We start from the raw sequence: 23731 nt of genomic DNA, 5'->3' as shown, positions 1-23731 counted from the left end.
GCTGCAAGGTTAGACAATCTTTGTGCCGCACCAGGTTGTGCCGCTGTTCCGTTAATTGCCGTTAAAACAAGGGCATTCGTCGCAGGACCATTGGCTTGTTCAGGGGCAACACGTTGAACAACACCCGCCGTACCACTCGTAACCTGATTGGTAATATTCGTAACATCACCTTGAATTGTCGTAATTGTATCACCAATAGTGTTAACATCACCTTCAACAGACGTCACTCTATCATCAATATTTGTCACATTTGTATTGGTTGCAAAAAGCTGTGCTCCTGTAACCGCATCTGTTGAATTAGACGAAAGGGTTGCTGCTGCAAGGTTAGACAATTTTTGTGCCGCACCAGGTTCTCCAGCTGTTCCGTCAATTGCCGTCAACACCAATTGATTGGTCGCAGGTGCACCTTCTTCTGCAGGGGCAACACGTTGAACAACACCCGCCGTACCTCTATTCAAATCATCTATAATTTCATATTCCGTCTGAAGAGACGAAATTGCATTACTGTGCTGCGTCAAATATCCATCAACAGATCCAAATGCTGCAGCAACACTAGTTTGAGATACACCCTGTACAGGAAAGCTCGGAAGGGAATTTGCACCACCATTTACATTTCCACTACCTAAATATAGATTCGTACGATTAGCAATATTAAAAATATTAGAATTAGTTGCAAATAGCTGCCCCCCGGTAACAGCTTGCGATGAATTTGCCGAAAGGTTGCCATCAGCAAGGTTTGTCAGAACTTGTCGAGCCTCTGTGGTCCCTGCAGCTGTTGTTAACGATAAAACATTTGGCGTACCAACAATATCAAAACGCCGTACAACACCAATAAGACCTTGAGCGACATTTGTTTGAATAGCACCAACCGAAACCGACAACTCATTAAAGTTTGAAATGTTTTGCGACAAAACATTATCAATACCACTTACAGCAGCAGCAACACTTCTATACCTTGAATTTTGCACTGTAAATGAAGGCGCAACATTTTGAAGTACATTACTCCCCCCCCCCTAAAAAACCGTCTATATTTTGACCAAGCGCAAAAATTTGAGAGCCTACAACAGCATCTCGCGATGCAATAGTTATTCGCCCCTCTCTAACATTAGTAAGTCTTTGAGCAGCACCTGCAGCAGTAGGCGTACCATCCACCCCCAAAAGCACCAATTCATCCGCAACACTTGTACGCGCAATAACATCGCCATTAGCCAATGTTTGCGGAACATCAGAACTGACACTAGCATAATTACCCACTACCGGCGCCAATCGTGACACTTGAGAAGGTTCACCACCGACAGTTTCATCGATTCTATTTTGCGCCACACCAAAATCAGTTAATCCAACAAGCGCTGAATTTACATTTGAAACAACGCTAGAAACCACTACTGGCTGAACATCATTAGCTTTTACTACACCCTTTTCATTTAGATTTTCAAAATCTGGCAAGGCAACAACATTAGATGCTCCAGCATCATCAATAAAATTATATCCCGTTGATTTATAATTTGTAAGAGCAGCAAAGACACGAGAATCAAGTGATTGATTAACATAGCTTAAAGATACATCTTGCGGTGCCACCATAATATTTTGAGCCTGTTGCGCAGCTGCAGACATCGGCAAAAACCCAGCAAAAGTTACAGCAAGAGAAATTGAACCTTTTAAGGCCAATTTCAATCTTTTAAAAATTTTGCGTCCAGAATCTATCTCTTTTTTAGCAGTATTCGCATCCATATTACTTACCCCTAGAAACCCAATTTAAAAAAGAGGGTAGAAAAAATTAAACAATTAACAAAAACCATATGAAAAGCTTCTAAATTAACTATAAACTCAACATTCATCTCATGTCTTATTTTTATATAATGTAACCTGATTATACAAAAAAAATCAACTTAACAACAACACTCAAATTAACACAATTAGCCACCAGTAACCACTCAAACTTAGTCACCAGTAACCACTCAAGCTATGAGTGAACTGAATCTTGATCATAATTTTGGTATTGAAATAATAATTCTATACAACTTGACACTCAATGCCCCCACGCAATGTTCCGAATCATAATAATCAGTTTTTATACACAAAAAAATATTTCATTGCAATGTTATGAACAAATCTTCAATAGACTAAAACTTGCAGAAATTAAAATTTAATTTGAAATTTTTTTAAAGATTTAATTTTTTAAAATAATTTAAAAAAATAGTTTTGCTAAAACTTTTGAAGAGTTGCAACTAAAACAACGCGTAACATACCATTATAAACAATTTTTTTATGCAGTAAATTTATCAAAATTCAATAATGATTCATATTAAATGCTGCATTCAAAAGCGATTTTGTATAATCCTCTTTAGGATTTGTGAATATCTGCCACGCGCTACCAGACTCTACCACTACACCGTGTTGCATAACAATTAAATCATTAGCCAAAGCTTTCACAACCTTTAAATCATGGCTAATAAAAAGATAGGACAAGTTATGTTTTTTTTGTAAATTTCGCAAAAGGTCTATCACTTGCGCCTGGACACTCATATCCAATGCCGATGTTGGCTCATCAAGCATAACGAATTTTGGATTAAGAACCATTGCACGCGCAATAGCTATACGTTGACGTTGACCACCTGAAAACTCATGTGGATAACGATGACGAGTCTCAGGATCAAGGTCAACCTCATTGAGTGCTTGTATAACACGCGCTTCACGTTGAGTGAATCCAAGAGATGGCTCATGAACCTTTAAACCTTCAGCGATAATTTCACTCACTGACATACGTGGCGAAAGTGAACCAAACGGATCTTGAAAGACAATTTGAATATCACGTCTTAAGGGGCGCATTTGCTTAAACGAATACCGATCAATGTCTTTTTCTTCAAATCTAACTTTTCCATGTGAGACAATCATACGCGTTAAAGCCAAACCCAAAGTGGTTTTTCCTGATCCAGATTCGCCTACTACCCCTAATGTTTGACCTGCTAGTATTTTCACATCGATTTCATCGACCGCTTTTACATAATCAACTGTACGACGCAAAAGCCCTTTTTTTATGGGGAACCAGACTTTTACTTTTTTGCCTTGTAAAACAACAGATGCATTCATATCAGCTTTAAGGGGTGTACCTTTTGGTTCAGCCGCCAATAATTTTTTTGTATAATCATGTTGCGGGTTGGAAAATATATCTGCCGTGTGACCCATTTCAACAATTTTACCTTTTGTCATCACACATACACGATCAGCAATACGACGCACAATCCCCAAGTCATGTGTGATAAAAACCATCGACATTGAACGCTCATCTTTTAATTTTGCTAAAAGCTCAAGAATTTGCGCTTGTACTGTTACATCCAAAGCAGTCGTTGGTTCATCTGCGATTAGAAGCTCAGGATCATTTGCAAGTGCCATAGCAATCATAACACGTTGACGCTGCCCGCCAGATAGTTGATGAGGAAATGAAGTGAGACGCTTTTTCGCATCGCGAATACCAACCTGCTCTAAAAGCTCAACCGTGCGTTTACGTGCCACATTCGTAGACATGCCTTGATGAACTTTTAAAACTTCACTTATTTGATGCTCTACAGTATGCAAAGGATTTAAGGATGTCATAGGTTCTTGAAATATCATTGCGATATCGCGACCGCGTACTTTTCTTAACTCCTCTTCTTTTAACCTTAGCAAATCTTTATCGTGAAAAAATATTTCACCAGAAGGATGACTTGCTAAAGGATAAGATAATAATTTCAAAATTGATAATGCCGTTACGGATTTACCTGATCCCGATTCACCCACTAACGCAATTGTCTCACCCTTTTTAACGTTAAACGACACATGATCAACCGCTTTTGTTTCGCGTTCATCTTGTTTAAATATTACAGAAAGATTGCGCACATCGAGAATTGAAGTCATTGAAAAGTCTTTCGTGGATCAAATGCATCTCGTGCGGCCTCACCGATAAAGGCTAAAAGAGAAAGCATTAAGGCGATAACAATAAACCCTGTAATACCAATCCATGGTGCGTTCAGATTATTGACGGCCTGGCGCATTAACTCCCCTAAAGATGCCGAACCTGGGGGCAATCCAAAACCAAGATAGTCAAGTGCCGTCAAGGTGGATATGCCTGCCGTTAACAAAAATGGCAAATAGGTTATCGTTGCCACCATAGCATTGGGCAATAGATGGCGTATCATTATAGTCATATTGGCTACACCCAGTGCGCGCGCGGCATTAACATATTCAAAATTTCTTGCACGCAAAAATTCAGCACGCACAACACCAACAAGCGCAACCCATTGAAACAATAACATGACACCGAGCAAAACCCAAAAACCTTGCGCCAATACAGAGGCCATTATAATAATAAGATAAAGAGCGGGTACCGATGACCAAATCTCAATAAAGCGTTGAAAAATCAAATCAACCCAACCACCAAAATATCCCTGCACCGCTCCTGCTGCAATACCAACTATTGAGGAGACAATTGTCAATATCAGCGTAAAAGAGATTGAGACACGAAACCCATAAAGAACACGTGCAAAAACATCACGCGTTTGATCATCCGTACCAAGCCAATTCCAATTGCTTATTGTGCAATCAGGATCCTCTGCACCCAATGCATAATTTTTACATCGTTCTTCTTTGCTCTGCAGCCAAAAAGGTGGAGCAAGTGCCACTGGTTTATTGCCTACAGTTGTATCATAAGAATAATGAACAGGAGGCCATATGGCCCAACCATGATTATGAATTTCGTTTTTGATATAACTTTCGCGAAAATCAACTGTTGCAAGAACACCGCCAAATTTTTCATCAGGATAGTCAAACAAAACAGGAAATAACAGCTCACCCTTATAGGAAGCAATAATTGGTCGATCATTGGCAATAAAATTAGCAGAAAAAGATATAATGCATAAGAACAAAAATATCCATAGCGACCACCAACCACGACGGTTTTTTTTGAAATTTTGCCAACGCCTTTGATTGATTGGCGAAAGAAAGGGACGCTTTGATGGACGCGCTTTTAAAGAGTTTTCAAAGACGACTTCACTCATTAGACATCTCTCTTTTCAAAATCAATACGCGGATCGACAAGCATATAGGTGAGATCTGAAATCAGACTGATTACCAAACCAATGAGTGAAAAAATATAAAGTGATCCAAACACGACAGGATAATCGCGATTAACAATGGATGTATAACTCAATAAGCCCATACCATTTAATGAATAAAGCATTTCAATCAGTAATGAGCCTGTAAAAAAAGAAGCGATAAAAGCAGCTGGAAAGCTGGCAATAACCACTAACATAGCATTACGAAAAACATGGCCATAGAGAACCGAACGCTCACTCAAACCCTTGGCACGTGCTGTCACCACATATTGTTTTCGTATTTCCTCTAAAAAACAGTTTTTAGTCAAAAGCGTAGTGGTTGCAAAAGCTGAAATAACCATAGCGGTTAACGGCAAAGCCAAATGATGTAAATAATCTAAAATCTTTCCACCAAAAGATAGCTCATCAAAATTTTCTGATGTCAAATGGCTTAAAGGAAACCAATCAAAAAACGATCCTCCAGCAAAAAGCACCATAAGCATAATACCAAATAAAAAACTTGGAATTGCATAGCCAATGACAATAATCGCACTTGTCCAAACATCAAATGACGAGCCATCTTTAACCGCTTTACGAATCCCTAAGGGAATGGAAATTGCATAAGAAATAAACAATTGCCAAAGACCAAGTGAAATAGATACGGGAAGCGCCGCTTTTATTAAATCAACGACGGATCGACCCTGCGTATAAGAATCGCCGAAATCAAAACGCACGTAATTCCATAGCATCGTAAAATAACGTTCAATAGGGGGCTTATCAAAACCAAATTGCTTTTCAAGTTTTGCAATAAAATCAGGATCAAGACCACGCGCTCCGCGATATTGAGAAGTGGCATCACTGCCTTGAAATGTTACTTCAGATGATAAGCCCAGGTCGCCACCGCCACCCAAGCGAGAGATCGCATCACCGCCTGTACCTTGCAATTGTGCAATAATATTTTCAATAGGTCCTCCGGGGGTAAATTGAACGATGACAAATGTAACTGTCAAAATACCAATCAATGTTGGAATGATAAGTGCCAGTCGCCTTAAAATATATGCCACCATGCTTCATCTACCCCTTGGTGCCAAGCCACGATTGCGAATCACAACTTCATGCTGAAAACGTGCTGTGATCCTTATTTGTTTATGATGAAAAAATAACAAATGTCTATTCCGTTTTTAAAGCCTTTACCTTTTTAGGATTAATCCACCACGAAGATAAATCAATGCCACTGGCTTTTGGTTGAGGATGAGGAATGGAAAACTTATTCCAATAAGCAATATTAAAATGATCGGAATACCATTGAGGAATAATATAGTAATTCCACAGCAAAACGCGATCAAGCGCACGCGTAGCCGCGACTAGTTCATCTCTATTTTTAGCGTAAATAATACGATCAATCAATGTATCTACAGCAGGATTTTTAATACCGGCAACATTATAGCCACCTGGAAGATCCGCGGCTTTTGATCCCCAAAAATCAAGTTGTTCATTACCAGGGCTGTCACTTTGACCAATGGCTTTAACGATCAGATCAAAGTCATAATTGGCCTCTCTATTGCGATATTGCGATGCATCAACAACTCGCATTGTGGCTTGAATACCCAATCGGCTCAATTGAGCAATAAAAGGGGCAGTCGCTCTTTCAAAAGCATTATCGCTGAGCATTACTTCCAAAGTAAACACCTCACCCTTGTCATTAACCAAAAGCGTACCATCCAGATGCCAACCTGCCTCATTTAATAAGTGCATGGCTTGTGTCAAATAACGGCGCGAGGACTGGGGACTATCATAAACGGGATTAGTAAATGGCTCCGTGAATAATTCTGGTGGCACTTCCTGTCGCACAGTCTCCAAAATCTCCAATTCCAATCCATGTGGTATGCCCTTGGCGGCCAAATCTAATCCATCAAAATAGCTCGAAATGCGCTGATAATCATTAAAGAAAAGTGACTGATTTAAGGATTCAAAATCAAATGCCAAATTGAGTGCTTTTCGCACACGACGATCCGCAAATTTTGACAAGCGCGTATTGATAAAAAATCCTTGGACACGACCACTGCCATGAAAAGCAAAACTAGCGCGAATAATATCACCGCGTTCAACTGCTGCAAAATAATAGCTTTGATTCCATCTTTGTATACGATTTTCAAGACGCCAATCCACGATATGACCCTTCTTAAAAGCTTCCCATTCTGCATTAGGATCAAGAAAATAAGTATAATGTACACGTTCAAAATTAAAACGACCACGATTAACTGGCAAATCTTTAGCCCAATAATCGTCAACTCTTTTCCATGTCACAAATTTACCAGGATTAAATCTTTCAAGCCGATAAGGACCAGAACCTAAAGGCACTTCAAGTGTCGGTTCTGAAATATTACGTTTTTTACCATTTTTATCCGTCCCCTCCCACCAATGTTGCGGTAATACAGGCATTTGCCCCATAATAAAAGGAAGCTCGCGATTTCCTGATGATTGAAAAATAAAGGTAACTTCATCATCCGCATTTTTTTCAACACGCAAGACTGAATGATAGTAATTATTAAAAAATGGCGAATTTTGCTTAAGAGCATGAAAACTCCAGACAACATCATCTGCTGTAATGGGGTGACCATCGTGCCATATAGCTTTGGGATTTAAGCGAAATTTTACCCATGAAAAATCGTCAGGATATTGCACCGCTTGCGCAATAAGTGGATAATTTACTGAAGTTTCCTCAGGCGATTGCGCCATAAGTGTATCATATTGCTTGCCACCACCACGAGATGAAAAACCCGCCGCTGGAGTTCCATTTACGATATAAGGATTAAAACTATTAAACGTGCCCGTGACACTGTCATTAAACTGTCCACCCTTTGAAGCATTGACATTCACATAATCATAATGCGTAAAATACTTATCGTATTTAGGAGTACCGGCTAAAGAAAGTGCATAACGCCATTGGGGTTGAGTATTTTCTAATGTTTGATGGTTTTTAATATTTTTTTCTTGGCTCAAAACACTCTTTTGCTCTGCAGCATAGGATAACAAAGGTAAACATGCCATCACCACAAAAAAAACAAAAGTTTTTATATTCATATTAAACCCATCACATAATGTTCTTAAAATTTTTTATAATTGTCGCATGTGATCATCATCAAACACAAAAAACATCTTTTTCATATTATTTTAAACTTTCCTGCGGTAAGTCAACCGGTGAATCCGATAACATGCGTAGATAAAGAAGCAAATCGGCTCGGTCCTGATCATTTTTAATGCCAGGAAAAGTCATGATTGTACCAGGAATCATTTTTCTTGGTGCGCGAAGATAGGTATCCAATGTGGCAAAATTCCAATGCTTATCAGCATTGTCACGCATTGCGCGAGAATATGAAAAATTTTGAATAAAAGCAAAAGGCCGATTAACGATATCCCATAAAGGAGGACCGACACGATTGGAGCCGTCTTTGGCACCACTATGGCATGTACCACATTGACCAAAAAGCTGTGCTCCTTTTTTTATATCTCCTTTTTTCAAACGTGTCGATAAAGCAATCTCTGTCGTCTGCAATGATTGTGAAGGCTTTTCATCTTGCTCTAAATTGATCAACGCATCTCTTTGCGCATTTTTATCCTGCACTTGAGGCGTGTCATAAATAAGATTAGACATAAAGATAATGGCAAATAAAACGATGAGCCAAAACAAACAGACACAAATGATAGAATTTACAGTAGATACACGCATGAATTGTCAGACATTGTGGCTTTTCTTGAAGTTTTAAATTTTAAGTCTTTTCCTCAACCTTGGCAATATTTATAACATATCGTAAGTAAGAACATATTTAAATCGTAAGATCCCAAACGTATCGAGACAAAACCATGACGTCAAAAACACTTATTTTAATTCCAGCACGTATGGAATCGACACGTCTTCCTGGAAAGCCCTTAGCAGATATTGTTGGAAAACCGATGATTGTCCATGTTGCAGAGCGCGCGCTCTTAGCCAATCTTGGCAAAGTGGTTGTCGCTACCGATCACAGTGATGTTGTCGCCGCATTACAAGGATTAGGCATTGAAGTTATGATGACACGGCGTGATCATCAATCAGGCTCAGATCGTATTTTTGAGGCTTTAACAAAGAGTGATCCTGAAAAATATTTTGACACAATTCTTAATCTTCAAGGGGATTTACCCACTTTGTCCTCACAAGATATCCAAGCTGCACTTTTGCCATTACACAATGCTTCAACGGATATTGGTACGGTAGGCGTTGAAATTATAAAAGAACAAGAAAAACACAATCCTAATGTTGTGAAAATTGTCGGAACTTATCTTGAAGAAAAACGCATGCGGGCGCTGTATTTTACAAGAGCTACAGCACCTTATGGTGAAGGTCCTCTTTACCATCATATCGGTCTATATGCCTATAGACGAAAAGCGCTTGAAAAATTTGTAACCCTTCCTCCTTCACTTCTAGAGCAAAGGGAAAGTTTAGAACAGCTTCGCGCTCTTGAAGCGGGAATGCGTATTGATGTGCAAATTGTTAACACCGTTCCCTTAGGCGTTGATACGCCAGAAGATCTTCATGAAGCGCGCAATATTTTGAGGACGACATGAAAAAAACCAATAAAATTTCCTTTCAAGGTGATTTTGGTGCAAACTCTGATACCGCCTGTCGCAATATGTTTCCTGCAATGGATCCCTTGCCCTGCCCAACTTTTGAAGATGCATTAAATGCTGTTGAAACAGGTCAGGCAGATCTTGGTATGATCCCAATTGAAAATACACTTGCAGGAAGAGTGGCCGATATTCATCATCTTTTACCGCAAACAACGCTTCATATTGTTGGTGAATATTTTTTGCCAATTCACTTTCAATTAATGGTTTTACCTGGTGTAAAACGAGAAGAAATCAAAACTATTCACAGCCATATTCATGCACTTGGTCAATGTCGTAAGATAATTCGCGAAAGCAACTGGCAAGGCATTGTTGCTGGTGATACGGCAGGAGCTGCAAAAATGATTAAAGAAAGTGGCACACGCAGCCAAGCCGCTCTTGCCCCAAAACTTGCCGCCGACCTTTATGGCTTGGAAATTATTGACCATAATGTGGAAGATGAAGCACATAATATTACACGCTTCGTTGTTTTATCACAGACAAAAAAATGGGCGCCAAAGCCACAAAAGAATGAAAAAATTATGACCAGTTTTTTATTCCGAGTACGCAATGTGCCGGCCGCGCTTTATAAAGCAATGGGCGGCTTTGCCACCAATGGCGTGAATATGACAAAACTTGAAAGCTATCAAATTGGCGGATCATTTCATGCGACGCAATTCTTTGTCGACATTGAGGGACATCCTGATGATCCTATGGTCAAATTAGCACTGGAAGAATTGGCTTTTTTCTCAGCTGAAATTCGTATTGTTGGTGTCTATCCTGCCAGTCTTGAACGTTCCATACCTCATTTTTAATGATATAAGGTGTCCAATAAAGCGTTTTTAAAATTTGGGGCCGTTATTCTATCAAACTAATATTGCGTCAAAAATATAATGCGTCAAAAATAATTAAAATGGCAATCTTCTACAAGATTTATACAAAATCTAAAATTTGGTTTAAGTTGTCATGCTGGTTTACGTTTCTTGTTGTAACAACAAAAATGAAAAGACATATTTTTTGGTATGATCTTCACACTATTTTATATCCTGTCATGGCAAAAATTCTTGATTAAAGAGACTTTTATCAATTTAGAATGTCATTATTTTTGCTTTTCCACCATTGCTTAATCAAAAAATGGGCAATGGCTCCTTCAGGAGGTAAGGTAATATTTTCAGGATGGTGATGGGCGATAATTTGTGAAACTTCCTGTTTTGAAAACCAGCGCCCCGCTTCTATTTCATTGTGGTCAATGGTGACATCAAGATTCAAAGCTTTTGCATAACACCCCAACATAAGTGAATGAGAAAAAGGCCAAGGTTGAGAAGCATAATAGTTCACTTCACCAATCGCCACGCCCATTTCCTCTAAACTTTCACGCCGAACAGCCATTTCAAGCGTTTCGCCTTGTTCAACAAATCCAGCAAGACAAGAATAGTTATTTTGCTCAAAATGAGGAGAACGTGCAAGCAAACAATAATCTTCATAATGTACAAGCATAATCACAACAGGATCAACACGAGGAAAATGCTCTATCTGACACTGATGACAAATGCGCTTCATACCGCCATCACTCATAACAGTTTCATGTCCACAACGCGCACAAAAAGAATTATTTTTATGCCATGAAAGCAGTGAAACAGCTTGCGCTAAAGCGCCTGACTGATTGGAAATAAATAACCCTTGTTTATAGGACTCTTTCAGCGCTATGTGATAAAATCCATCTGGTAACGTCTCGGGTATATCAAAAAGAGGCGCGGCAAGAACAGGACGTTCTTGCTCCCAACCTAAAAGGCAAGCTTTTTCCCAATCAATTTGGAAGCGCGATAAAGTGTTTTCATCACAATAAAGTTCGGCCCTTCCTGCTTTATAGTGATAGATGACAATGTCATTATGCAAAAAGATAAAATAGGGATTATTCAAACGCTCCTTCTGAACACTTTGTGCATCACGTTTTTTCAAGTGTCGTTTTACTTTATTACCATTAAAACTTAATATCGTCATGCTTGATCCAATTTTAATTGTAATTGACGCACTAAATTTCGATCTTGACCATTTTTATAAACTTGCCTTTCACCAAAGCCCCAAACAGGATTTGGCCAGTTAGCATCATCTTCATTACGCGCAATAATATGAATATGCAATTGACGCACTAAATTGCCAAGAGCAGCAATATTAACTTTGAAACAGCCTGTAATAGCCTCCAAAGCAACAGCCACTTCATTGATTTCTGCAAGCAATGCCAATTGGTCATCAAATATTAGATGATGGATTTCTTCTGCCTGCGCTATTCGCGGCACAAGAATCAGCCATGGCCACCGACAATCATTCATCAAGCGAACATCACTAAGACCAAGACCAACAACAGGAAAACTTTCCATTTCCAAGCGCGAATCTAACACAAAAGACGATTTCAAAACACTTATCTCCATATTTTTTTGTTCAAGACTTGCTTTTTTATTGTAAATTGACGATATGTGCGATGGGAGGTTGGTGGTGGACGAGCCACTCGCCAACCGGGTCAGGTCCGGAAGGAAGCAGCCCTAACGAGCACAGGCACGGGTCACCGTGCCAGCCTCCCACCTTTTACCGCTAAATACAATTTTTGAGGCAATATCATTATCCTTTTCATATGATGATCGTAAACAGACCATTATGAACCTCATACCCATCATAAAATAATTATTCATTTTCATTCAATCAAAAAGCGTCATATGAAGAGGAAGATTGATTGAACATAATGTGATCTTTCATTATATTCGATGAGATTTAAGAAAAAAAGTAACCTTCAATATTTCATTGAAGACTTTAAACACCTTAAACGGAATGGCACCATGGAAAAAATCTCGGCAGAGAAAGCTTATCGCGTTCTTGCACGAAAATATCGACCGCAAAACTTTGATGATCTTATCGGTCAAGAACCAATGGTGCGCACACTTACCAATGCTTTTGAAGCAGGACGCATTGCGCAAGCATGGATGCTTACTGGCGTTCGCGGTGTAGGAAAAACAACAACGGCACGCATTTTGGCACGTGCATTAAATTATAAAACAGATACAATTGATAAACCAACAATTGCACTAAATGTTATGGGTGAGCATTGTCAGGCGATCATGGAAGGTCGCCATGTAGATATTATTGAAATGGATGCAGCATCCCACACAGGCATTGATGATATTCGAGAAATCATAGAACAAATTCGGTATCGGCCTGTTTCTGCGCGTTACAAAGTTTATATTATTGATGAAGTCCATATGCTTTCAACGCAAGCCTTCAATGGCTTATTAAAAACGTTAGAAGAGCCCCCTGCTCATGTAAAATTCATTTTTGCAACAACAGAAATCAAAAAAGTTCCCATAACTGTTTTATCACGCTGCCAACGTTTTGATTTGCGTCGGATAGAATCTAAAACACTCATAGATCATCTTAGCCAGATTATTGAAAAAGAACAATTAGATGCTGAAGAAGAAGCTTTGGCAATGATAGCGCGTGCGGGTGAAGGTTCTGTGCGAGATGCATTGTCTATACTTGATCAAGCCATTGCCCATGGTGAAGGCCACGTTAAAGCACAAACAGTGCGTTCAATGCTTGGACTTGCCGATCGAGCCCAAGTTATTGATCTGTTTGAAAAAATAATGTCAGGTGATATTGGACCAGCGTTACAAAACATGCGCAATCAATATGACGCAGGTGCGGATCCGCTTGTTATTTTAGGTGAACTTGCGGATTTCAACCATCTTGTAACGCGGCTTCGTTTTACCCCTGAAATGGCTGAAGATATTTCACTGATTGAAGAAGAACGGCAACGTGGTCTTAATTTTTCACAAAAGCTTTCTGTGCCAATATTGTCACGCAATTGGCAAATGTTATTAAAAGGTATGCAAGAAGTAGAAAGTGCTTCTAATCCACTACAAGCCGCCGAAATGCTTCTTATTCGATTAACGCACGCCGCCGACTTACCGCCTTTAGAGGAAACGCTCAAAAAACTTGAAGCAGAACGTTTGAACCCAAGTAAAATTCTTGGCAATGCGCGGCGCACAGAACAAGCAATCAAACAAAAAAGACAAAAAGACTCACTCCATAATCAATCTCATAATGGTTTTAATCCGCCACAATCTTTGACACATCACGAACAAAAAAATGAGCAAACCTTAAGACAGCAAATATCAGAAAATGATGTCAGCATACAATTGGTTACACAAACATCGGCACTTTTAAAACCAGAACACACACCGTCTACTGAAGGTAAAATCGAAACAGACCGCGTTATTGACACTGCCTTATCTTGTGATCAAGATGAAAAGAGTGTCAGCGGCAACACAGCTGTTTATGGTGACAATGATCTAGAAGAAGACAACAAAAAAAAAGAACAAGAATCTTCCCTTCATTCATTACAAGATATCGTTCGCCTTGCAGATGAAAATGATGACATCCATTTTAAGTTGCTTGTTAAAGAATATGTTCGCCTTGTTTCATTTCAAAACGGTCGCATTGAGTTTGAACCTGCGGAAGGCGCCCCACGTGTTTTTGCACAAGACATGGCAAAAAAATTGCGTGAATGGACAGGCGAACGGTGGACGGTTAGTGTTGTCAATGAAGGTGGCAGCGCGACCCTTCGTGAAGAAGAAGATGCCGCACGCGCCAGACTTTTATCTCATGCAGAGGCTGATCCTGATATTGCAAAGATTTTGCAAACGTTTCCAGGATCAAAAGTTGTTGACGTTCGGTTAAATAAACAAGACGATGATATTGATGTAGAAGAAGAAATCTTCAACGATGAAAATGATGAAGACTAAACAAACATAATAAAATTAAAGGAGAATATCATATGCGCGATATGCTGGGCATGATGAAAAAAGCGAAAGAAATGCAAGCCAAAATGCAAGAAATGCAACAGGAAATGGCAAATGTGCAAGAAATTGGTGCTTCAGGTGGTGGGCTTGTTCAAGTCACAATAAACGGGCAAGGACAGATCGTTAACATTCAGATTGATCCCTCACTCGTCAAGCCAGAAGAAACAGAAATTCTCGAAGACTTAATTATGGCAGCTCATAATGAAGCAAAAACCAAAATCGAAGCAAAGATGGCTGAAAAAACTCAAGAAATGACAGCAGGTCTTCCAATTCCTCCTGGCTTCAAATTACCTTTTTGAAGAAAGACAATCATAAATCAAATATCTAACCTTTATGATGATGTGAAGATTGATTCACAACAAGACCGTTTATAAACCGCATAACTATAAACTATCTATAGGTAGTGTTTATGATTATATAGAATAGACGGCCTTCAATAAAATTTATGTTATCTTCAATGTTAAAAAACATTCATTGATCACATATCTGGATTTAAAAATGAACAATGACATGAAATATGCGGGTTATATAAATCATACTGAGCGCTTAAATAACATAATGATTCATCAACCAGATTACATGCTTTATGGTAAGGAAGTTTTATAAATTGATGTATTTCATTATAGATTCACCGTCGCGATAAATCTTACAATACATAAAAATCTTGGAGACAATCATTCATGGCGAAACATATTGCAGGGCCTGAAATTGAACGACTTATTCAATTACTGGCCCGTTTACCTGGGCTTGGTCCACGCTCAGCCCGGCGCGCTGCACTTCATTTAATTAAGAAAAAAGAAAGTCTACTAACGCCTCTTGGTAGTGCCATGCAGGAAGCCGCAGATAAAGTGTGTATTTGTCCCTTATGCGGCAATGTGGATACGTCTGAGCCTTGCGCAATTTGTTCAGATGATCGTCGTGATCGTTCAACAATTATAGTTGTTGAAGATGTGTCTGATCTGTGGGCTTTAGAACGTGCTGCAACAATGCAAGTCAAGTATCATGTTTTAGGCGGGCGCCTCTCCCCACTTGATGGTGTTGGACCCGATGATCTTAATATTGCCCGTTTAATTGATCGTGTGGCCAAAGGTGATGTCAAAGAAATCATTTTAGCCGTTAATGCCACAGTTGAAGGACAAACAACTGCTCATTATATTACCGACCAATTATCTGAATATTCAGTCCATGTGACAAGACTTGCACATGGCGTTCCTGTTGGTGGAGAGTTAGATTATCTCGATGATGGCACATTGGCGGCAGCTTTGCGCGCGCGAACCAATCTTTGATAGTGATTAATTTCATATGATTATAATAGCTTAATAAAAACGCTTATTTGAAAGCGATTAAGACCTATAAAACATTGATCTTCCCTTTCTTATTAAACATTACGCAATGGCAATGAATAGAAGATAAATTTTCACATCACGAAAGACATTTTAAAAAATCATGAAAAAGTCTGTTTGATTGTGATGAGTATCAGCGCATTTGAATTTATAAATCTCAAATAATCTATTTTAACTGCACAAATATCAAAACCACAGAAAAGATATAATCATAGTTTTTCAAGTAAGCCTTCACCTCATATGTTAATGAAATTTAAAATTATTCAAAGGCGCATTGCATACAGGGTCTAAATTCCATACAAATATGAATAACACACAATCAATGAAGTGCATATGATAAAACCACATCAGCATAGTTTTAGTTTGTATCTTTATCTGAGCGAGGGCGCAAACGCACAATCAAATCAACGTGAGAAATTTCCATATTCTCAGGTGGCGTTGGTAAATTACCAATAATGGGTTGGCCTTCTGGTCCATGTGGAATGTCGATAATGCGATTTTCATCTTCTAAATAAAAATGGTGATGATCTGATGTATTGGTATCAAACCATGTCTTAGAACCTTCAACAGCAATAATCCGTAATAATCCAGCCTGTGTGAACTGATGCAATGTATTATACACAGTTGCAAGCGACACGGGCACTGATGCTTTAAGCGCTTCTTCATGCAAATCTTCAGCAGCAATATGACGATTACCACGCGCAAACAACATGCTGGCCAATGCCAAACGTTGACGCGTTGGCCGAAGACCTCTTTCTCTTAAATGCTTTTCAAGTTCTATTAATGAATAAGAATGCACTCTTTTACCTGCAATATTGAAGATCTAAATTATTAAGGTCATATTATATCTGGAAAAACAATTGCATACAAGACACCTTGTCGCTAAAGCTTCGCAAGAAGAAACTGAACAGAATCAGAAACATAAATGCGTAAATCTCAAAAAGAGCAATAAAGAGAAATTTTTTTCATAGAAGTTTCTTTAAAAAAACATTTTCACATTCTTGAAATTGCTCTATGAGTATACCCATAACAAGCGTTAAAAAAAATAAAACGCGGACGAATGGAGTTACAATGGCTGAACAAAAGTCTAGCTACACTTATGAAGAGCTTCTAAGCTGTGCTCGCGGCGAAATGTTCGGGAAAGGCAATGCGCAATTGCCTGCACCCCCTATGCTTATGTTTAATCGTATTACAAACATTAGTGAGACAGGTGGTGAAAATAATAAGGGGTTGATTCGAGCAGAATTCGACATTTCTCCTGATTTATGGTTTTTTGCCTGTCATTTTATTGGTGATCCTGTTATGCCAGGTTGCCTTGGGCTTGATGCTCTTTGGCAGTTAACAGGTTTTTATCTTGGTTGGCTTGGAGAACCTGGAAAAGGGCGTGCCATTTCAACGGGTGAAGTTAAATTTTCTGGTATGGTGACACCCAAAACAAAACGTGTTGAATATGGCATAGATTTCAAACGTATTATGCGTGGTCGATTGGTTCTCGGCATTGCTGATGGTTGGGTTAAAGCTGATGGAGAATTGATCTACAGTGCGAGTGATTTGCGAGTAGCTCTCTTTAAAGAAGATGAAGCATAAGCATTATTTCAAACAAGGGCTTTCAAGTCTAACTTGTGAGAAATGAAGGAGATATGGATGCGTCGAGTCGTTGTCACAGGTATGGGGATTGTATCTTCCATTGGTAATGATCTTCCAACCGTTTTAAAAAGCTTGCGTGAAGCGAAATCTGGAATTAGCTTTTCTCAAGAATATGCTGATAAGGGATTTCGTGCCCAGACATATGGCATGCCTGATATTGATATTGAAGCTCATGTTGATCGACGTAATATGCGCTTTCATGGAAGGGGCACGGCTTGGAACCATATTGCAATGGATCAAGCAATTGCTGATGCAGGTTTAAGTGAAGAAGAAATATCCAATCCTCAAACGGGTATCATTATGGGTTCTGGTGGTCCGTCAACGCGTACAATTGTTGATTCTGCTGATATTGCGCGCGAAAAAGGACCAAAACGTATTGGACCTTTTGCTGTTCCAAAGGCGATGAGTTCAACTGCATCAGCAACGCTAGCGACCTTTTTTAAAATTAAAGGGGTAAATTATACCATTTCATCAGCATGTTCCACATCTAATCACTGTATCGGCAACGCCTATGAAATGATCCAATATGGCAAACAAGATCGGGTTTTTGCTGGCGGCTGTGAGGATCTTGATTGGACCTTGTCGGATCTATTTGACGCAATGGGTGCTATGTCCAGTAAATATAATGATATACCTTCACGTGCCTCACGTGCGTATGATATGAACCGTGATGGTTTTGTTATTGCAGGTGGTGCTGGCGTCTTGGTTCTTGAAGAACTGGAAGTCGCCAAAGCTCGTGGCGCAAAAATTTATGGTGAAATTGTTGGCTATGGTGCCACATCAGATGGCTATGATATGGTTGCACCCTCTGGAGAAGGTGCTGAGCGATGTATGCGTATGGCTCTTTCAACAGTAAAAAATAAAATTGATTATATCAATCCTCATGCCACATCGACCCCTGTTGGTGATCCGCCAGAAATCCAGGCTATTCGTAAAGTTTTTGGTACAGGCGATAATTGTCCTCCAATTTCGGCAACAAAATCCCTTACTGGCCACTCTCTAGGTGCGGCAGGTGTACAAGAAGCCATTTATACGCTTCTTATGATGAATCATAATTTTATTTGCGAAAGCGCTCATATTGATGAACTTGATCCTGCTTTTGCTGATATGCCGATTGTGCGTGAAAGACGTGATAATCAAACATTAAACACGGTTCTGTCCAATACTTTTGGTTTTGGCGGCACCAATGCAACGCTGGTTTTCCAGCGCTACGAATAAATTAGACATTTTTTAATATTGAAAAATGTCATTGGCTTACGGAGAATATTATGGAAGGTTTGATGAAGGGCAAGCGCGGCCTCATTATGGGCGTCGCGAACGACCATTCAATCGCCTGGGGCATAGCATGCCAGCTTGCAAAAGCAGGGGCAGAATTAGCATTTACTTATCAAGGTGATGCTTTTGGAAAACGCGTGCAACCGTTGGCTGATAAGCTCGGTTCAAAAGTTATACTGGAATGTGATGTTGAAAACATCAAGTCTGTGGACGCAGTCTTTGAACGACTAAAAGAAGAATGGGGAACCATTGATTTTGTCGTTCATGCAATTGGTTTTTCTGATAAAGCCCAACTTAAAGGTCGTTATGTTGATGTCACCACGCGGCAAAATTTCAGCCGAACAATGGTAATTTCTGCCTATTCTTTCACAGAAATTGCGCAACGTGCCGGTACACTTATGCCTAATGGAGGAACACTTTTAACACTGACCTATGGTGCATCACAACAGGTCGTTCCCAATTATAATGTTATGGGCATTGCCAAAGCAGCACTTGAAGCCATGGTTCGATATTTAGCGGCAGATTATGGACAGCAAAACATACGTGTGAATGCAATTTCAGCAGGGCCAATTCGCACACTTGCTGGAAATGGCATTGGTGCCGCTCGCGCCATTTTTTCTTATCAACGCCGTAATGCTCCACTAAGACGCACTGTTGATATTGATGAAATTGGAAAATCAGCACTTTATCTTTTGTCTGATCTTTCCTCTGGTGTCACAGGTGAAATTCATTATGTCGATTCTGGCTATAATATTATGTCCATGCCGACGCTTGATGAATTAAAACAAAGTGAAGAGGCACGCGGAGATTAAATCTATGCGTCTTTTCATGCGTTCATTTATAGCCTAAAGATCGTGTTGATCTATAACCAGTTATTAAAAAACTAAACACACTGTACTTTAATTGTATAATTATTATGTCATCTATTCATAAAGGAAAAATCTTCCTTTATGAATAGAATTTTAAATACACCAATCTCATTTATACATTGATAATATTTTATTTAAAAAATCACGACCAAGAAAATAAAACACCATCTCATTTCTTGGATAACTTACAATGAAATATCAAAATTTTACTGATAAAAAAGAAAGCAATAGGCAATATTTGCACTTTCTATAACTAACACACGAAGCTTTTGCCGTCACTATAAGCGAGATCATAAGCAGTTTATAAACTCCATATCAAAGCATTTTTAAATCACTGCAACTATAAACTCATCAACACACTTATTATTCTATCACTCAGATGGTCAATTTGCATGGATCATTTTCAATCATAAAACCTCTGCGACACATGTATTTTAATGCTGTATTCGAAGCATGCAGTAGGATTTATTTTCTATTTTAAAAATGACATTTCATAAAATTTTGGTCTATAGATATAAAATTAAAAAGTGAATGTAACTGTTTTATTTGCGTGCTTCAATAATTTTAAACCCATCTTGTTCTTGTAAAACGAAAACCTTACGAAAATGGATTTGCAGTGTTTTTTCATAAGGCAATTGGCGATTTGCAACCATTAATAAACACCCACCATTTTTTAAACGTTTTGAGGCGGTTTCGATAAAAGATTGGCCAAGAGAAATATCACTCATTTTACCTTCATGAAAAGGCGGGTTTGAAATGATGGTGTCGTATATACCCTCGATAGATTCACGGGGAATATCATGCCAATAAAATTGAATTGGTTTATGCGGTTGATATGGCGCTAAATGCTGTTTTGCTGCCTCTAAGGCATGATAATCAGCTTCAAAAAGATCAAGAGATATGAGCTTGGGGGCAAGTTTTAAAGCTTGATAGCCAAGATAGCCCCAACCTGCTCCAAAATCAGCTGTTTTTCCAAAAACAATCCGATCAAGATAAGGCACAAGTAGTGCCGAGCCGCGATCAACTTTACCATGTGAAAACATTCCCGCTTGAGTATGAAAACCATGTTCCACCTTTTTTGACAAAACACGTAAGGAGGGTTGGAAAATTTCATGATCAGCCACAGGACGGCGTATCGTAAAAATGACCCCATGATTTTTTGACCATTTCTCTTCGATAGGAATGAATTGATTGACCCATTTCAGCATTGAAGCACCGCCAACAGTTTTTGATCCATGAATGACAAGACAACCATGCGGTTTGACACGCTTTAAAAGATCAAGAAAGCGGTTTTGATTAAGCCCTCTATGCTTACTTAATTCTAATAATCCGCCATCAAAAAACGATTGCTCATCATCAAAAACAGGTTTGCAAGAAAATTTTGCTGCTTGTAACGATCGATAGCTTCTTCGCCATGGTTGTATAATGGTCAAATAATCTTTCCATAATGGATCTGGTATCGTTTCAAGACCACTGGCAAGCCACTGCTCATTCTTTTGTGGCATAGCTATCTCAGAGCGTTCAAAGGGATAAAATAATGACATAATTTTTCTTATCGAAGCTTTATTTGAAAAGCAAATACCAACAAAAACATCTATACCATGGAAAACACCTAAAATAAAAATTTATAAAAAAGCAATGTTTAAGCTTTTCTGAAATCTTTGTTTGCATAGGGTTTTAGCCTTTTAATATTATGCCCATCAAATAAAAAAAGGCGTTATATTAAATACAAAGTAAAATAGATATAAGTTTTAAAATCATGTGATTTAATGCTAAAAAAGCCACCAAATTGGTGGCTTTTTATAATCTATCAATAACAGATATTAATCGTCATTTTTTTTACGACGGCGCTTTTTTTCAGGTTTAGCGTCTGCCTGGTCAGAAGTTTCACTCTCTTGTACTTTGCTTGCTTCATCACGAGGAATTTCTTTACCAGTTTCTTGATCAACGACTTTCATAGACAGACGAACCTTACCGCGTTCATCAAATCCCATAAGCTTGACCCATACTTTTTGACCGTCTTGAACAACATCCGTTGTTTTTGCGACACGTTCAGGAGAAAGTTGTGAAATATGAACAAGTCCATCTCTTGGACCAAAAAAGTTAACAAAAGCTCCGAAATCAGCCGTTTTTACAACCGTTCCTTCATAAATCTCACCGACTTCTGGTTCGTCAATAATTGAATGAATCCAACGTTTTGCCGCATCAATCGTTTTTGCATCAGATGAGGCAATTTTTACAGTACCATCATCCTCAATATTAATCTTAGCACCAGTTTGTTCGACGATTTCACGAATAACCTTACCACCTGAACCGATAACATCACGAATTTTTTCAACGGGAATATTCATCATTTCAATACGTGGCGCAAATTCACCAAGTTCAGCACGGGCCCCTGTCAAAGCTTTTGCCATTTCACCAAGAATATGAATACGACCGCCTTTTGCCTGATCCAGCGCAATTTTCATAATCTCTTCAGTAATACCGTCTATCTTGATATCCATTTGCAACGAGGTAATACCATTTTCCGTTCCTGCGACTTTAAAATCCATATCACCAAGATGATCTTCATCACCTAAAATATCAGATAAGACAGCAAAACGCTCACCTTCCTTGATAAGCCCCATCGCAATACCTGCAACAGGACGTTGTAATGGAACACCTGCATCCATCAACGCTAATGAGGTACCACATACTGTGGCCATTGATGAAGAGCCATTCGATTCAGTAATTTCTGACACTGTACGGATTGTATAGGGAAAGCTTTCTTTTGCTGGAAGCATTGGATGAATTGCTCGCCATGCAAGTTTACCATGCCCAATCTCACGACGACCGGGAGAACCTATACGTCCTGTTTCTCCAACAGAAAAAGGTGGAAAATTATAATGCAAAAGAAATGTTTCTTTATACATTCCAGTAAGTGAATCAATGTATTGCTCATCTTCACCAGTTCCGAGTGTGGCAACAACAATCGCTTGTGTTTCACCACGAGTAAAAAGGGCAGAACCGTGGGTGCGAGGCAAAATACCAACTTCTGATACGATTGGACGAACAGTTGAAAGATCCCGCCCATCAATTCGACTTCCCGTATCAAGAATATTCCAACGTACAATTTTTGCCTGTAAATGTTTAAAAACAGTCGCTATTTGCTCGGCACTATAGTCTCCATCCTCAACACCTTCTGGCAAAAATTTTTCAATAACCTTTGCTTTGACGGCATCAACTGCACTATAGCGTTCTTGCTTATCAGTCATTTGATAGGCTTTACGTAGATCTTTCTCTGCTAATTTAAGCATTTTCTTTTCAAGATCAGAAAGATCTTCTGGTGAAAAATCACGTGGTTCTTTAGCCGCAACTTCTGCCAATTTGATAATAGCATCGATGACTGGTTGAAACCCTTTTTGTCCAAAAACAACGGCACCCAACATAATATCTTCAGGCAATTCTTGAGCTTCAGATTCAACCATCAAAACAGCTTCGGATGTTCCTGCAACGACCAGATCTAGAGTTGATTCTGGCATTTCATCAATATTCGGATTTAATACATATTGCCCGTTAATATATCCGACACGCGCCCCTCCAATCGGTCCCATAAATGGAACGCCCGAAAGGGTTAAAGCGGCAGATGCTGCTACAATCGATAAAATATCAGGATTATTTTCTAAATCGTGCTGCATGACGGTAACAATAACTTGTGTGTCATTTTTATAACCATCAACAAAAAGAGGGCGAATGGGACGATCAATCAAACGCGAAATTAAGGTTTCACTTTCGCTAGGGCGACCTTCACGTTTAAAATATCCACCTGGAATTTTACCAGCGGCATAGGTTTTTTCTTGATAATTCACGGTAAGCGGAAAAAAATCCTGCCCTGCTTTAGGCTCTTTTGCCGAAACCACTGTCGCAAGAACGACTGTTTCTCCATAGGTAGCAATAACCGCGCCATCTGCTTGGCGGGCGACCTTGCCCGTTTCTAATATGAGGGGGCGACCGCCCCAATCGATTTCAACTTTATGCGTATTAAACATCTCTTGTCC

At 39.1% G+C, this 23731-nt stretch carries 19 protein-coding genes, 1 other RNA gene and 1 pseudogene; 9 read left to right on the top strand and 12 right to left on the bottom strand.

The genetic code is table 11. The features are described from left to right. From ME5_RS10610 to ME5_RS03090, 7 genes and pseudogenes are all read right to left on the bottom strand, one after another. Positions 1-968, bottom strand: a pseudogene (locus ME5_RS10610) (hypothetical protein); the annotation flags it as partial. Between the two features lie 31 nt (positions 969-999). Beyond that, positions 1000-1731 (bottom strand): hypothetical protein, encoded by a 732-nt coding sequence (locus ME5_RS03115; protein ID WP_008038325.1) that lies wholly within the window; start codon positions 1729-1731, stop codon positions 1000-1002. 558 nt (positions 1732-2289) lie between these two features. Beyond that, positions 2290-3894 (bottom strand): ABC transporter ATP-binding protein, encoded by a 1605-nt coding sequence (locus ME5_RS03110; protein WP_008038324.1) that lies wholly within the window; start codon positions 3892-3894, stop codon positions 2290-2292. Continuing rightward, positions 3891-5033 (bottom strand): ABC transporter permease, encoded by a 1143-nt coding sequence (locus ME5_RS03105; protein WP_008038323.1) that lies wholly within the window; start codon positions 5031-5033, stop codon positions 3891-3893. The genes ME5_RS03110 and ME5_RS03105 overlap by 4 nt, the downstream gene beginning before the upstream one ends. Next, positions 5033-6136, bottom strand: a complete 1104-nt coding sequence (locus ME5_RS03100) for a microcin C ABC transporter permease YejB (protein WP_008038319.1) — start codon at positions 6134-6136, stop codon at positions 5033-5035. Before ME5_RS03100 ends, ME5_RS03105 begins: the two co-directional genes overlap by 1 nt. 103 nt (positions 6137-6239) lie before the next feature. Beyond that, positions 6240-8153, bottom strand: a complete 1914-nt coding sequence (locus ME5_RS03095) for an extracellular solute-binding protein (RefSeq protein WP_008038317.1) — start codon at positions 8151-8153, stop codon at positions 6240-6242. An 85-nt stretch (positions 8154-8238) separates the two neighbouring features. Continuing rightward, entirely contained in the window at positions 8239-8799 is a 561-nt protein-coding gene (locus tag ME5_RS03090) for a c-type cytochrome (protein WP_008038315.1), read from the bottom strand. 134 nt (positions 8800-8933) lie between these two features. Here ME5_RS03090 and ME5_RS03085 point away from each other — a divergent pair, with 134 nt between their 5' ends. Then, a complete protein-coding gene (locus ME5_RS03085) occupies positions 8934-9671 on the top strand; it encodes a 3-deoxy-manno-octulosonate cytidylyltransferase (RefSeq protein ID WP_008038312.1) in 738 nt (245 codons plus the stop codon). Beyond that, on the top strand, positions 9668-10525 hold the full coding sequence (locus ME5_RS03080; RefSeq protein ID WP_008038311.1) for a prephenate dehydratase: 858 nt from the start codon (positions 9668-9670) through the stop codon (positions 10523-10525). Before ME5_RS03085 ends, ME5_RS03080 begins: the two co-directional genes overlap by 4 nt. Positions 10526-10793: 268 nt before the next feature. Here ME5_RS03080 and nudC read toward each other — a convergent pair whose 3' ends face one another. Next, on the bottom strand, positions 10794-11711 hold the full coding sequence (nudC, locus tag ME5_RS03075) for an NAD(+) diphosphatase (protein ID WP_008038309.1): 918 nt from the start codon (positions 11709-11711) through the stop codon (positions 10794-10796). Next, positions 11708-12124 (bottom strand): HIT family protein, encoded by a 417-nt coding sequence (locus ME5_RS03070; protein ID WP_008038307.1) that lies wholly within the window; start codon positions 12122-12124, stop codon positions 11708-11710. Before ME5_RS03070 ends, nudC begins: the two co-directional genes overlap by 4 nt. Positions 12125-12192: 68 nt before the next feature. On the opposite strand from ME5_RS03070, the gene ffs reads away from it, so the two are divergent. The 4 genes from ffs to recR all read left to right on the top strand — a co-directional run bounded on the left by ffs (position 12193) and on the right by recR (position 15846). Then, positions 12193-12290, top strand: an RNA gene (gene ffs, locus ME5_RS10295) — signal recognition particle sRNA small type. A gap of 251 nt (positions 12291-12541) precedes the next feature. Continuing rightward, a complete protein-coding gene (locus ME5_RS03065; RefSeq protein ID WP_008038303.1) occupies positions 12542-14503 on the top strand; it encodes a DNA polymerase III subunit gamma/tau in 1962 nt (653 codons plus the stop codon). Positions 14504-14535: 32 nt separating this feature from the next. Next, entirely contained in the window at positions 14536-14859 is a 324-nt protein-coding gene (locus tag ME5_RS03060) for a YbaB/EbfC family nucleoid-associated protein (protein WP_008038296.1), read from the top strand. A 381-nt stretch (positions 14860-15240) separates the two neighbouring features. Next, positions 15241-15846 carry a recombination mediator RecR gene (recR, locus tag ME5_RS03055; protein WP_008038292.1) on the top strand — a complete coding sequence of 202 codons (606 nt, stop codon included), beginning with the start codon at positions 15241-15243 and terminating at the stop codon, positions 15844-15846. A 415-nt stretch (positions 15847-16261) separates the two neighbouring features. On the opposite strand, the gene irrA is transcribed toward recR, so the two are convergent. Next, positions 16262-16702 (bottom strand): iron response transcriptional regulator IrrA, encoded by a 441-nt coding sequence (gene irrA, locus ME5_RS03050; RefSeq protein ID WP_008038291.1) that lies wholly within the window; start codon positions 16700-16702, stop codon positions 16262-16264. A gap of 272 nt (positions 16703-16974) precedes the next feature. Between irrA and fabA the strand changes: the two genes are divergently transcribed. Genes fabA through fabI form a run of 3 tightly spaced genes read left to right on the top strand, consistent with a single transcriptional unit; the run spans position 16975 to position 19637 of the window. Next, on the top strand, positions 16975-17490 hold the full coding sequence (gene fabA, locus ME5_RS03045; RefSeq protein WP_008038290.1) for a 3-hydroxyacyl-[acyl-carrier-protein] dehydratase FabA: 516 nt from the start codon (positions 16975-16977) through the stop codon (positions 17488-17490). Between the two features lie 57 nt (positions 17491-17547). Further along, the gene (gene fabB, locus ME5_RS03040) at positions 17548-18768 is read left to right on the top strand and encodes a beta-ketoacyl-ACP synthase I (RefSeq protein WP_008038289.1); all 1221 of its coding nucleotides are present in this window, start codon (positions 17548-17550) and stop codon (positions 18766-18768) included. Positions 18769-18818: 50 nt separating this feature from the next. Continuing rightward, a complete protein-coding gene (gene fabI / locus ME5_RS03035; RefSeq protein WP_008038288.1) occupies positions 18819-19637 on the top strand; it encodes an enoyl-ACP reductase FabI in 819 nt (272 codons plus the stop codon). Positions 19638-20236: 599 nt separating this feature from the next. On the opposite strand, the gene ME5_RS03030 is transcribed toward fabI, so the two are convergent. Both ME5_RS03030 and pnp read right to left on the bottom strand, forming a co-directional pair. Next, positions 20237-21238 (bottom strand): class I SAM-dependent methyltransferase, encoded by a 1002-nt coding sequence (locus ME5_RS03030; RefSeq protein WP_008038287.1) that lies wholly within the window; start codon positions 21236-21238, stop codon positions 20237-20239. 279 nt (positions 21239-21517) lie between these two features. Further along, positions 21518-23722: a polyribonucleotide nucleotidyltransferase gene (gene pnp, locus ME5_RS03025; RefSeq protein ID WP_008038286.1), complete on the bottom strand. Its 2205-nt coding sequence runs from the start codon at positions 23720-23722 to the stop codon at positions 21518-21520. Positions 23723-23731: the final 9 nt, after the last annotated feature.

Source organism: Bartonella tamiae Th239 (assembly GCF_000278275.1).
Taxonomy (GTDB): Bacteria; Pseudomonadota; Alphaproteobacteria; order Rhizobiales; family Rhizobiaceae; genus Bartonella; species Bartonella tamiae.
The sequence above is the reverse complement of the archived record's forward strand: the minus strand, read 5'-3'. Positions and strand labels throughout refer to the sequence as shown.

Bases quoted from the DNA above. Each gene is read 5' to 3' on its own strand.
- ME5_RS03115 (WP_008038325.1), bottom strand. From the start codon at position 1,731: ATGGATGCGAATACTGCTAAAAAAGAGATAGATTCTGGACGCAAAATT.
- ME5_RS03110 (WP_008038324.1), bottom strand. From the start codon at position 3,894: ATGACTTCAATTCTCGATGTGCGCAATCTTTCTGTAATATTTAAACAA.
- ME5_RS03105 (WP_008038323.1), bottom strand. From the start codon at position 5,033: ATGAGTGAAGTCGTCTTTGAAAACTCTTTAAAAGCGCGTCCATCAAAG.
- ME5_RS03100 (WP_008038319.1), bottom strand. From the start codon at position 6,136: ATGGTGGCATATATTTTAAGGCGACTGGCACTTATCATTCCAACATTG.
- ME5_RS03095 (WP_008038317.1), bottom strand. From the start codon at position 8,153: ATGAATATAAAAACTTTTGTTTTTTTTGTGGTGATGGCATGTTTACCT.
- ME5_RS03090 (WP_008038315.1), bottom strand. From the start codon at position 8,799: ATGCGTGTATCTACTGTAAATTCTATCATTTGTGTCTGTTTGTTTTGG.
- ME5_RS03085 (WP_008038312.1), top strand. From the start codon at position 8,934: ATGACGTCAAAAACACTTATTTTAATTCCAGCACGTATGGAATCGACA.
- ME5_RS03080 (WP_008038311.1), top strand. From the start codon at position 9,668: ATGAAAAAAACCAATAAAATTTCCTTTCAAGGTGATTTTGGTGCAAAC.
- nudC (WP_008038309.1), bottom strand. From the start codon at position 11,711: ATGACGATATTAAGTTTTAATGGTAATAAAGTAAAACGACACTTGAAA.
- ME5_RS03065 (WP_008038303.1), top strand. From the start codon at position 12,542: ATGGAAAAAATCTCGGCAGAGAAAGCTTATCGCGTTCTTGCACGAAAA.
- ME5_RS03060 (WP_008038296.1), top strand. From the start codon at position 14,536: ATGCGCGATATGCTGGGCATGATGAAAAAAGCGAAAGAAATGCAAGCC.
- recR (WP_008038292.1), top strand. From the start codon at position 15,241: ATGGCGAAACATATTGCAGGGCCTGAAATTGAACGACTTATTCAATTA.
- fabA (WP_008038290.1), top strand. From the start codon at position 16,975: ATGGCTGAACAAAAGTCTAGCTACACTTATGAAGAGCTTCTAAGCTGT.
- fabB (WP_008038289.1), top strand. From the start codon at position 17,548: ATGCGTCGAGTCGTTGTCACAGGTATGGGGATTGTATCTTCCATTGGT.
- fabI (WP_008038288.1), top strand. From the start codon at position 18,819: ATGGAAGGTTTGATGAAGGGCAAGCGCGGCCTCATTATGGGCGTCGCG.
- ME5_RS03030 (WP_008038287.1), bottom strand. From the start codon at position 21,238: ATGTCATTATTTTATCCCTTTGAACGCTCTGAGATAGCTATGCCACAA.
- pnp (WP_008038286.1), bottom strand. From the start codon at position 23,722: ATGTTTAATACGCATAAAGTTGAAATCGATTGGGGCGGTCGCCCCCTC.